At 68.2% G+C, this 10,910-nt stretch carries 10 protein-coding genes; 8 read left to right on the forward strand and 2 right to left on the reverse strand.

Features of this window, described 5'->3' with window-relative positions:
• The first annotated feature begins 64 nt into the window (after window positions 1-64).
• The 8 genes from REH70_RS04235 to REH70_RS04270 all read left to right on the forward strand — a co-directional run bounded on the left by REH70_RS04235 (window position 65) and on the right by REH70_RS04270 (window position 8,723).
• Window positions 65-985, forward strand: a complete 921-nt coding sequence (locus tag REH70_RS04235; protein ID WP_310752554.1) for a hypothetical protein — start codon at window positions 65-67, stop codon at window positions 983-985.
• A 113-nt stretch (window positions 986-1,098) separates the two neighbouring features.
• Window positions 1,099-2,328 carry a DNA sulfur modification protein DndB gene (locus REH70_RS04240; RefSeq protein ID WP_310752556.1) on the forward strand — a complete coding sequence of 410 codons (1,230 nt, stop codon included), beginning with the start codon at window positions 1,099-1,101 and terminating at the stop codon, window positions 2,326-2,328.
• A gap of 804 nt (window positions 2,329-3,132) precedes the next feature.
• Window positions 3,133-4,050, forward strand: a complete 918-nt coding sequence (locus REH70_RS04245; protein WP_310752558.1) for an HNH endonuclease — start codon at window positions 3,133-3,135, stop codon at window positions 4,048-4,050.
• A 632-nt stretch (window positions 4,051-4,682) separates the two neighbouring features.
• Window positions 4,683-6,692 carry a hypothetical protein gene (locus tag REH70_RS04250; RefSeq protein ID WP_310752560.1) on the forward strand — a complete coding sequence of 670 codons (2,010 nt, stop codon included), beginning with the start codon at window positions 4,683-4,685 and terminating at the stop codon, window positions 6,690-6,692.
• A complete protein-coding gene (locus REH70_RS04255) occupies window positions 6,668-7,078 on the forward strand; it encodes a hypothetical protein (RefSeq protein WP_310752562.1) in 411 nt (136 codons plus the stop codon). The genes REH70_RS04250 and REH70_RS04255 overlap by 25 nt, the downstream gene beginning before the upstream one ends.
• Entirely contained in the window at window positions 7,075-7,209 is a 135-nt protein-coding gene (locus REH70_RS04260; protein WP_310752564.1) for a hypothetical protein, read from the forward strand. Before REH70_RS04255 ends, REH70_RS04260 begins: the two co-directional genes overlap by 4 nt.
• Window positions 7,210-7,287: 78 nt before the next feature.
• Window positions 7,288-7,905 carry an AAA family ATPase gene (locus REH70_RS04265; RefSeq protein WP_310752566.1) on the forward strand — a complete coding sequence of 206 codons (618 nt, stop codon included), beginning with the start codon at window positions 7,288-7,290 and terminating at the stop codon, window positions 7,903-7,905.
• Between the two features lie 197 nt (window positions 7,906-8,102).
• Window positions 8,103-8,723 (forward strand): hypothetical protein, encoded by a 621-nt coding sequence (locus REH70_RS04270; protein WP_310752568.1) that lies wholly within the window; start codon window positions 8,103-8,105, stop codon window positions 8,721-8,723.
• A gap of 245 nt (window positions 8,724-8,968) precedes the next feature.
• Here the strand turns inward: REH70_RS04270 and REH70_RS04275 are convergent, their stop codons facing one another.
• Together REH70_RS04275 and REH70_RS04280 are read right to left on the reverse strand one after the other, a co-directional pair.
• Window positions 8,969-9,697, reverse strand: a complete 729-nt coding sequence (locus tag REH70_RS04275) for a hypothetical protein (protein WP_310752570.1) — start codon at window positions 9,695-9,697, stop codon at window positions 8,969-8,971.
• Complete coding sequence (locus REH70_RS04280; RefSeq protein WP_310752572.1) at window positions 9,697-10,866, reverse strand: hypothetical protein; 1,170 nt, start codon at window positions 10,864-10,866, stop codon at window positions 9,697-9,699. The genes REH70_RS04275 and REH70_RS04280 overlap by 1 nt, the downstream gene beginning before the upstream one ends.
• Window positions 10,867-10,910 lie beyond the last annotated feature (44 nt).

A 10,910-nucleotide genomic window follows, 5' to 3' on the forward strand; every position in this document is an offset into this window, starting at 1 on the left:
GACACCTTGAGTCTAAGCCGCCAGGCCTCCAACCGTGCAACCCGCACGCCACTTGGAGTGACCGATGTCGCATGCCCTTCCGCCGAGCGCGGACCCCACCATCAGCGAGCACTACCACCTCACCGGCGCGCTGCCGTTCCTGAACGTGCACGTCCAGCGCGACAACCTGCTCTTCCTGGACCCCAGTGCGATCCGCAACAGCCCGGCGGAGCACGCGATCGCCGCCCAGCTCCAGCTGACGAGCTTCTTCGACGAGGTCTCACGCTGCGCGCGGAGCCCGCACCCGGCCGACCGGGACAAGGGCCAGAAGCTGCTCCAGCAGCTGCACGAGCCCAACGAGACCCGACTGGGCATGTCCGCCAACGGCGTCGCCGGACACGGCTTCGGCGACGGCATGGGCGCCCTCCTGTGGCACGAGCTCCGCACCAACCCTGCGTGCCTTCACGCGGCGCTGCGCAAGCTCGAGGACGTCCCGCTGTTCATCGACGGGGTCGGGCACGACCTCATCTCGGACCTGACCACGCGGATCGTGTTCGACGTCCTGGCCGACTTCACTGCACAGATGATGATCACGTACCCGAGCCTGGCGGTCGGGGCCACCACCGAAGTCAGCCCCGTGTGGGACGCCACCACGCTGAGCTGGACCACCCGGAGCCTCCACCTGCCGTTCGTCGACGGCCGGCAGCTGCTGCTCGTCCCGAAGGGCTGGGTTTACTGGCGCCTGCTGATGGACTACGAGGCCTTCTACAACCGGCACAGCACGCGCACCGTCCAGGACGAGCGGACCACCTACGACCGCGACCGCAACCCTGTCAAGCCGACGAAGAAGGCACTGAACGCGGAGTTCAAGGACCTCAAGCGCCTGAACAACCAGCAGGCCGTGCGCTACATCCGCGAAGACGTCGACCTCGTCGGGCAGTACCGCGCCGAGGTCGACGCCGAGTTCGAGCCGCTCGACGACAACCAGCTCGAGGAGCGCATGTAGGCCACCCGACCGGTAGTGCCGGCGACCCCGTGTCGCCGGCACTACCGGTCGGTCACCCGCGCTCGTCCCAGATGGACGAGGCTCGAACGATCACCAAGAACAGAAGGCGTTCCGTGAGCATCACTGAAAATCTCGACTTGTCCGCCGGCGCGTACGTTAAGGGTGTGCGCCTCAGCGACACCTGCTTCGTTGCCGCCACCAGCTTCCAGCAGCTTCGGACCATCACTCGCGACCCTGACGTGCTGCAGCCGGGCAGCAAGCGTGGCAACGACGACCCCGCCATCGAAGAGGAGCGGGCCATGCATGAACTGATCCAGCGAGCCCTATCGGGCAACAAGAAGTCCAACGTCCCGAAGTACACCCGCTACATCGAGCAGCTCGTGCGTGGAGAGATCCCCGGAGTGCTTCCTCCGATGCACCTGTGGTCCGCGGCGCCCCTCGACGTCGTCGTCGTGGGCGCGACCACGTATGCCCTGGTGCCCAACGGCGAGCACCTGCTTGCCATCGACGGCGAGACCCAGCTCACTGCACACCACGCCCTGGGCCGCTCGATCACCATCGACGACAAGACGCGATCTCAGCACCGCGCGTTTCCCTTGGTCGGAATCGTCCACCATGGCATCAGCACGCGTGACGCACGCCAGTACTTCCACGACCTGAATATCCTGGCCGTGAAGCCCAACGCCAGCCTTGGGCTGTCCATGGACACCCAGGACCCGATTATGCAGGTCGTCACCGACGTCGAGACCAACGTCGCTCTGCTAGCTGGGCGTGTGGAGAAGATGTCCCGCCAGCTCGCCAAGGCCAGCAACAAGATCATGACCCTGCAGAGCCTGCGGCAGATGGTGGTCAACGTCGCCAAGGGCATCAGCGGAGTCCAGTACGGTGCACGGCCCGCACCGGTGAACGACGTCGACTTGCGCGAGCTCACCGCTGCCGCCACGGACTGGATCGGCGCCTACCTTGAGACATTCCACGCCGAAGTGGTCGACCGTGAGAAGTCGCTAGCCAGCAGCGGCCCTGTGCTGGCCGCCGTCGGCGCTATGGGCAACGAACTTCTGCACGTGGGTCCGGAGGAGCGGTCCGTGGCGATGCACCGCATGCTCGACGGGCTACGCCGCGTCGACTGGACCAAGGGCCACCACTGGGTCGGGATCGCAGGCAACTACACCCCGTCAGGCGTCTTCTCCGTCAAGGGCACCAAGGAGGTCGCGTATTCCGTCTACAACGCCCTCACCGACATAGACAACGGCGGCTACCATCAGGTGCACATCGCAAATGCGCGGGACCAGGTGCCGGCGTCGAACCACGGTGAAGGCGCTCTGGCGGGCGACCCTCAATAGATGCTCCTGCTTTCGGGTCCAGATTCACCTCGACGTGCCGCGGACCGTCGTCTAACGGCAGAGGTTGCGCCGCTGTCAACTCACGCCCTCGAGGATGCGCACGCGAGCAGCCAAGCAGGTGATCGCCTCCTGCGCGGTCGCGACTGGGGCCTCCAACGCTGTGATGCGATCGCCTGGTTCCAAGGGGCGATCCGCTGACGTCGATACCGGGCGCCAGCCGCGGCCTCCGTCGGCAATGCTGCTCGCCTCGCGGCACAAGTAAGCGATCTTGTACAGAACGCGCAGCGCCTCCATTGTCGTGAATGACTGACGATCCCAGCCGGGTGGCTCTGGCGAGCACCTGCGTCGGCGGATGCACAGTGCCGTTGACCTCGACCAGGTACTTCATAGATCATCATCGGTGATCTGGGCGCGCACTCGGCTGTGGGGTTAGCGGCCCGCCGGACCGTCTCGTGTCCGACGACTGACCGCCATCAGGGGCTGCGGTGCCGTCGTCGCGCGCAGAGACGCGGAGCGGGTTGGCCTTCATCGCGCCGGCCACCTGACGAGCCCACCGTGTCGTGAGGTAAGGGTGGTGGCCCGGCCGGTTCGCACAGATCGGCACGGTCAAGCAGTTCATCGGGTGGTTCGACGCCAACGCGCCCAGGCCGTGATCGCGAGCTCTGCGCCCGCCACCATCCGCTTGACCGAGGCATGGAAGCGTGTCCCGCGTAGGACCAGCTCTCGCAGTTCGTGAGCAGCCGGCGAGGGTTCAGCCCAGACCACGGATTTGTGATTCGGCGGAAGGCCGGCCAAGCTCCATGGATGGCCATCAGTCCCGTCGAGCGAGAGCTCGCAATTCGCCTCGCCGCCCAGAGCTGGCTAGGTGCCCAGCGAGCTCAAGGTGTCGAGTACTGGACGCAGCGTGCCCTTGAAGAGTTCATGTTCGCTGGTGAAAAACTTCCTCTGATGGATCGCCAGCGTGGCATCCGGAAACCGGCTGGCATGGCGGCTGCGCTCTCAATCCGCACCGTCTACCGGCGCGAGGGCGCCGAGCGCCCGTACGAGGATGGACTGGGCGTCGACGGCCTCCTTCGATACAAGTGGCGCGGCAGCGATCCTGACCACGCTGAAAATCGCGCACTCCGGTCAGCGATGACACTTCGGCTGCCGCTCATCTGGTTCTACGGCTTCGCCGAGGGCCTCTACGCGGCCAACTACCCGGTCTACCTCCTCGCCGAGGAGCAAGAGCACCAGCAGTTCGTCGTCGCGCTCGGTGAGGACCAGCGCATGGTTGACGTCGGCCAGGAGGCGGACCCGGCCATCCGCGCCTACGTTGAGCGCATGACCCGCCAAAGGCTGCACCAGCCGGCCTTCCGTGCGGGCGTGATGCGGGCATACACGAGCAAGTGCGCGATCTGCTCCTTCCGTCATGCCAACTTGCTCGACGCGGCCCACATCACCGCGGACGCTCACGCCGAGGGTGACCCGGTGACCTCCAACGGCCTGGCGCTATGCAAAATTCACCACGGCGCCTACGACGAGAACATCCTCGGCATCAGGCCGGACCTGACGGTCCACGTGCGTGAGGACATCCTGGGCGAAATCGACGGCCCGATGCTGCGCTACGGCATCCAAGAGCACCACAACAGGGCTCTGATGGTGGTGCCGACGTCGCAGCGGGACCGACCTGACGCCGTACGGCTCAAGCGGCGCTACGAGGCCTTTCTCGCGGCCCACTGAGGCCTCTGCGCGCCATGGCCAGCGCAGCCGAGCAAGCTCCGGAGCTGCGTCGCGCGATGCTCCCGTCCGCTGATGTCGCGAGGTCTCCGAAGTTCTCCACGGCGAGCCTGCGCAAGAAGTGAGCCGCCGTCGGACGCTGCTCACGTGCCATAGCTGTCTCGGCTTCCACGCCGGCCGTGGGCGACCTAGTCGATGTGGCTTAAGTCTTAGTTGTGAAGCGGCCGGCAGTGTCGTCGTCCTGCGGGTGAATTCTCCAGCCAGGCATCGGACAGTTCCGCTCGTGTCAGGCCGAACCCCTAGCATGCCGGGCGTGGACCAGCTCGTCGCCAGTCTGTGATTCAGAGCACGGCGGGTCGAGGTCAAGCCGGACCACGTCCACGCCGATGGGCAGTTGGTGCCGGTTCCCGTCGTCCAGGCGAGGCGGCGCACGCTGGACGACGAGTGGGGCGGGTTGAGCAATGGCAGGGGTAGTAGCACTCGGAGGCGGCACCAGCGCGGTCGCGGGTTCCGCCCACGCCGGGTGTGAACGGTTCCGCAACACGGATCCCCTGCTCACCGGGCGGACGAGGCGCAAGCTCGCAGAGGAGCTGGGTTTCCCTGACGTCTCCGGTGTCATCCCGGAGGCGCGCTGGATGCGCGCGATGCTGTTCGAGCGGCTTGTGCATGACACGGCGTTCATCTCCGAGCTGATGACCCGCGGTGTCGGTCGGCTGGGCCTCGAGCGACCGTCCGGCGTCAAGCATGCGCAGTGCCGTCGATCCGAGCGGCGGACGGTGAGGGCCCTCGCCGAGGCACATGAGGGCGCTGCGGAGCGGGGCATCGCGACGATGCTCACCGAGGCCGCGGTGCCGATGGCAGGGTTCGAAGGACACGCGGCGACCCCCGTGCTCCCCGACTTCCTCGTCGTCACGAGCCGACCCGTTGCTGACGGGCCGGACGGTTCCTGGCTCATCGCGGGTGATGCGAAGGACTACGAGCGCATCCGGTCCAGGATCGACGACGGTCGGCTCTTGAAGGGCTTCCTGCAGGTCGCGCTCGGCGCCGAGTCCATCGACCGATGGACGGCGAAGCCGGCCGGCATGCTGGTGCACGAGTCCGGATTCCTCGCCGTGCCGCGATCCGCCTACCTGCGGCCTGAGCTCGTAGTCGAGCGGATGGGCGACCACCGGGCGGAGGTGCGAGGCCGCCTCGCCCAGCGCCGTGCCGCCGCTGCGGCCATGGCAGGCCCCGAGGGGGACGGGCCGGGGGACACGTCCTCCGCCGCCGTCGACTCCTCCTGGGCCCACGTCCTCGCGGAGTTCGACCCGGGCCGCTGCGTCACCTGCTCCCTGTTCGGCTACTGCCGGGACGGGCTCCGACGCTCCGAGGACCCGCACGACCTCCTCGTCGAGATCGGGGTGCCGAAGCGCAGCCGACCCGCGGCTTCCGCACTCCTCGCCGACCCGTCCGCGGCTACCGCGCTGACGGAGCGAGAGGAGCTCGCTGTCAGAGCCACGCTGACAGGCATCCCGCAGTGGACGACGGCCCGCCGCGTCGACCCGGTCGGCCAGCCCGCCACGGTCAACGTCGTCATCGCCAAGTCCGATTCAGCGGCCCTCGGTGTCTACGGCGCGGCGGTGCGGGTCGTCCGTGACGGTGGCACTGAGGCCTGGCGGCAGCGCATCTTCCGCGAGCCCCGCACTCCGCAGACCCGCACGCGCATCCTGTCGATGATCGGCGAGGCGGTCGCGTCTGTGCTTGACGACGCCCCGGACGGGCGGCCCGTCCACCTGTGCGTCGCCGACCGGTCCACGGCAGACATCCTCGCGACGATGGCCGACTCCGCCGCCGGCGTCGAGATCAGCCGGCTCAGCTGGGAACGCGACGTGGCGCAGGGGCGCCCCGCCCTGACGTTCGACGGTGCACAAGCCACGATCCCGCCCGCCATGCCGGACGCCGCGAGGCTGGGCGCGAGCTTCCTCCTGGACGAGGACCGCGCGCGCGCGTTCAGCCTGCGATCGCCGCTCGTCGCGATACAGGAGGTGCTGGCACGCCACCTCGTGACAGGCGGGCCGTACTCCGACGCCGGTCGGCTCGACTACCTCGTGGAGTGGGGCGAGGCGACCGGTGCGGTGGCCCACCGCGCTGTTAGTGATGACGTCGCAGCCCGGGTCAACGCGCCAGGAGCCCGCATGACGACGACGAGGTCGAATGAGCTCCACCGAGCCGAGCGGGACGAGGACTGGGAGACGTACGAGGCGCTGGTCCGGGACGAGCTCACGTTCCGCACCGACGTCATGGACCGCGCCGTGGCGCTCCTGGGGCGTGTGCCGCGGTCGAGGTTGTCCGTCGTCCACGAGTCGATCGAGGCGGCGGCCCAGGCCGTCTGGCGTCGACGGCTGGCCTTCCACGCCTCCGATCTCGTCCGCTTCTCGCTGACGGCCCGGTTCTGGCGGGACCGAGTAGTGCCCCTGCTGGAGGCCGACGTCCGCTGCGCCAGAGTCCTCCGCGCGCTCGTCGACGCCGGAGGCGCGCGCGACCTCGCGCGCGACGCCGGCAACCGCGAGTACTTCGAGGTGGAGGTCGTCTCGACTGCCCCCTTCTGGTCCACTCGACGGCGCGGGCGCTGGTCGACGGTATGGCCCTGGTCGCGCTTCACGTGAACGGGGTAGCCGAGGTCGAGCGCGCCGACATCGAGGTCAAGGCAATCAAGACCGCTTTCACCTTCAAGGGTCTGACGAGCGGTGTGCTGGCTGCGACCGACACGGAGGGTGAGTGGACGTGGTCGATCGCGACTGCCCACTCCCTGGCACTGGGCGACCGCGTGATCGTCGCGCATGTGGACAGGATCGGGGAGCTGAAGTTCAGCGGGAAGCAGCTCAACATCGCCCGCCCCGCCCCGGACGACGTGCTTGCCCCCAAGGCCGACTGCGCAGTCGGCGACTACGACGACGCGCCGTCGGCTCACCAGTACTGCTGCAAGTCGCACGAGGTCTCCGCCGCAGAGCGCGCTGATGAGAACGCCGCGCGGCGCGCGCGAGGGAGATGAACCCGGAGGCGTGGCCGCCCGTACTCGATTTCGAGCGGTTCGTCGCACCGGGTGACGAGGCTCTCGGCGAACCCGGCGGTGACGAGCTCCCGGACGTGCCGGACGGCGCGACGATGGACGACGTCGAGTGACGGCCATCGTCTTCCGCGCCGCGAGTCACTCCGACGAGGGGGATCCACCACGCGGCCGCTGCCGCTGCGAACGCCGCGGTGGTCGATGAAGCGCTGTCGACAGTCACCGGGGCGATCGGCGGGACGTCCGGGACGGAGCGGGTCCTGCTGCGCGCGTCCGCCGGCGCCGGGAAGTCCTTCGCCCTGGTGCGAATGGTGCATCACGCCCTCAGCGCCGGGGGCGCCAAGCGGGTCGCGGTCACCGCATTCACCAACAAGCAGGTGCAACCGCTAGCGCGCAGGCTCGCCGAGGAGCTGGGCAAGGACGTTGTCGCACTGCTGGCCGGGAAGGACGTGCAGGTCCCGGACCCGGTCACCACTGCAGCGACGGTGGTCCGCAGAACCGCCGAACTGCCCGGAAAGGTCAAGGTCGTCGTCGGAACGGCGAGCCGGCTCGGGGCACCCAGCGAGGCGCGCCGCCTGCGAGATCACCTCGGCGCGGACGGCGACGCGGTGTTCGACGTCCTGTTCGTCGACGAGGCCTGGCAGATGTCCGAACACCTGTTCGCGAAGGTTCGTGGCCTGGGCCGCGTCGTCGTCGGCGTCGGCGATGTGGGGCAGCTTCCGCCTCTGGACCCTGGCGAGAACCCGTGGCGGGGGACGCGGGCTACAACCCCTACCGCGCCTGGCCGACCACATTCGAGGGCGACGCCGTAACCTGGGCTCGCGATCTGCCGACCGTCTGGCGTCCCACGGCGGAGCAGCTGCCGCTCTGGCGCGCGTTCTATCCGGATTGGGAGGAGTTGCACTGCGTCGCGGCGCCGGGTGACCGGTCGCTCGTCACCCCGCTCGACGATGGGATCGCGGCCGAGCTTTGGCATCAGGTGGGCACCGGGCGACCGACGCTCCTCGAGGTGACCGGACTCGACGATCCGGACTCTCCAGATGTCGATCTGCCTCTCATGCAGGTCGTGGAGCGCCTCCTCGATGAGCTCCTCGAGCGCGGCTTCGAGCTTCGCGAGCGGGCGTACGCGCCCGACGGCGCCCCTGGGGAGATGCGAACCCGTTCGGTCGCCTCAGCCGGCGCGGACCCGCTCATCGTCATCCTCGCCACACGCAACCAGGCCGTGGATGATGCTCACGCCGTGGTGGACCGCCTAATCGAGCGTCACGGGCTCCCGGCGGACGTCCTGGTCGCTTCGACGGTGGACTCCTGGCAGGGCCAGACCAACGGCATCACGATCGCCCTTCACCCGCTGTCGGGAGCCGACGGTCTCGATGAGTTCAACTCCGCCTTCGGGCGTCTGGCCGTCGCATGCACTCGGGCCACCCACGGCCTCCTCCTGCTCGCCCGCGCCGGACTCGACGACCTGCTCGACGACGCACCGGCGCGACCAGGCACCCCTTCGGCGAGCCGGGACCTCGTACCCTGCCCCGGCAGACCCATGACCGCATCGTCCGCACACTCGACCGCGGCTCGATCGACGCGTCGGCGCTGCTCAAAAACTGACGCCAGGAGGAACCCCTTCTCGTGACCGCTCTCGATGATGCAAGGGCCTGGGCAGGTTCACCAGAAACATCGTCCGGAACGATCACGAGCTGCGCGGCGAGGCGTCCGTGCTCCAGCCCTCGAACGGGTAGGCCGGGCTAGGTTTTCTGCTGAGGGCCACGAGCAGGTCGCGCTCCTCGTTCCCGATCGGTCCGCGGATTCAGCGCCCGCGACGCCTCGTCGGGTCGGATTCAGGGAGAGTGGTGAAGACGTCTGCCTCTTGGTTCGGGATCATGAGCTCCGGATGGCTCCGATCTGACGCTTGACTTCGCGAAGCGTGTGGTACCGGTCCGCCATGAAGGCGGCCGTGAGGGCGGCAGGGCTCAGTGCGTCGTCGTAGTGAGTCGCCGTCCAACTCGACCCGTTTTCGAGCTGACGGAGACCGTTCACGGCTTCGATCATCTTTTGCTCGGTCCACTCCTGGACGACCGTCTCGATCCGCAGCGCCTTGTCGTCGTCCCCTTCCGGGTTCGCCCACTCGCTGACAGCAGTGACGAGTGCGGTGTAGCCGCGGAACTGCTTGTTCAGGACGAGCATCGGCGCCGTGATGCCGTTGTCGCCGACCAGTCCAGCTGCGCGGTCGTGCAGCCCTCGGCCATCAGGGTTGACGAGGGTGTAGTCGTCCGCCTCCGCCTCGGTGATCCACCGGGGTTCCAGCTGCAGCGAGGAGTAGACCTCCTCGGCGTTCGCCCCGCCCGGATCCAGCTGGCTCAGCAGCGCTCCGATCCCCCGTGTGCCACCGTCCTTCCGTCGCCGCCCGGTCGCGGTGGGGCGTTCCACCGAGTCGCCAGTGCTGCCGACTGGACCGCTGAGGCCGGGGCCGCCGGCGCGGCGGCCGCCGTCTTGCTCCTGACGATACCGACGAGGGCGGAGGAGGGACATGACGTCCTTCAGTCGGTCACGGATTCGGCGCGCGCGGTCCGGGTCGTCGGACTGGAGCCGAGCCTGTTCCTCGTCCATTACGAGACGGATCTCAGCCGGCAGGGCGGCCCTGAACTGCTCCGCCCACAGGAGCCAGGCGTCGGTCTCGAATATCGGGCTACCGCCCACGAGCACGTGTGCGCGCGCGAAGTCGGATGTGGCCGAGGAACCGAGCGGCTCGATGACGAACGCGATGCGAGTTTTGCCGAACAAGACCCCCATGCGCGCGAAGTACGGGTTTGCCTGATTCCCTGTCCGCCAGTCGTGGAGCTCGTTCTGGTACAGCGCCGCAAGGCTGCCGCCACTCTCTGTGCGAGACGACACGTCATAGCCCGTGCCAGCGGGGAACACCCACCAGTGGATCGCCGCCGGGGGATACCAGCCGACGCGTCGCCCGCGACCGTCTGCGTGCCGTGATGGCCGCCATCGCGCCCTGCCGCGGCGTCCCAGACGCTACCGGTGCCCTGGACGCGGGCGAAATTCCACGACGCCATCGCGGCCGCCTCGGTCGACGAGTGGGGCCAGCCCTCGGGATCACCCGCCGGCTGCCGCACGAGCGTCTCCAGGGCATGGTCATCGAGCCGGTAGAACCGCCTGTTCAGATACTTGAACAGCCACGACTTCGGTCGCCCCAGGGGGACGAGCGTTGTCTCCTCCGGCTCGTTGCCGAGGAACGTGACCACGGTGCCCGAGCCGGTCGTACGGATAAAGTCAGGGAAGAACTCGATCGGTGTCGGGACCACGATCTGCTCGTTAAGTCCGAGGGGGATGGCGCCGTACTGCCGTGTCCTCTTGTCCCACCCGATCTGGATCATCGAGCCCTGACCGTCCCTGAGCGACCGAATGAGCAGGCCCTCCTTGTGGCGCGTCGGTCCGCTGATCTTGAGACCCATCCCCTGGTTGCCCTGGAGCGACTGGTTGGCGCCGGCGCCCTCGACCGCGAGCGTGGTCATGTAACGCTCGAGCGTGTATCGGTCCATCCCGTCACCGTTGTCCGCGCAGCAGAGGAACCAGGTCGCGCCCGACTGTGCGTGCAGGGCCCAGTCGACGTCGAACTCGATCCGGCCACCTCCCGCGGCTCCCGTCGCCTCGAGCCGCCGCCGTATCGCCTCCTCGGCGTTCTTGGCGACCTCGCGGTACTCCTGGTCGGGGAGCAGTTCCGCTGCCAGCTTGTCGGCGATGAAGTCGGCGTTCTCGACCTTGAACAATGGGTGGAGCCCTTCTCGAAGGCGGCTCGGCGGCCGGTGTCGAT

Source organism: Cellulomonas sp. ATA003, from assembly GCF_031582905.1.
In the GTDB taxonomy this organism is placed as follows: Bacteria; Actinomycetota; Actinomycetes; order Actinomycetales; family Cellulomonadaceae; genus Pengzhenrongella.

Excerpts from the sequence above, each read along its gene's own strand:
- REH70_RS04235 (WP_310752554.1), top strand. The coding sequence starts at position 65 with ATGTCGCATGCCCTTCCGCCGAGCGCGGACCCCACCATCAGCGAGCAC.
- REH70_RS04245 (WP_310752558.1), top strand. The coding sequence starts at position 3,133 with ATGGCCATCAGTCCCGTCGAGCGAGAGCTCGCAATTCGCCTCGCCGCC.
- REH70_RS04250 (WP_310752560.1), top strand. The coding sequence starts at position 4,683 with ATGCGCGCGATGCTGTTCGAGCGGCTTGTGCATGACACGGCGTTCATC.
- REH70_RS04255 (WP_310752562.1), top strand. The coding sequence starts at position 6,668 with ATGGCCCTGGTCGCGCTTCACGTGAACGGGGTAGCCGAGGTCGAGCGC.
- REH70_RS04260 (WP_310752564.1), top strand. The coding sequence starts at position 7,075 with ATGAACCCGGAGGCGTGGCCGCCCGTACTCGATTTCGAGCGGTTCGTC.
- REH70_RS04275 (WP_310752570.1), bottom strand. The coding sequence starts at position 9,697 with ATGGACGAGGAACAGGCTCGGCTCCAGTCCGACGACCCGGACCGCGCG.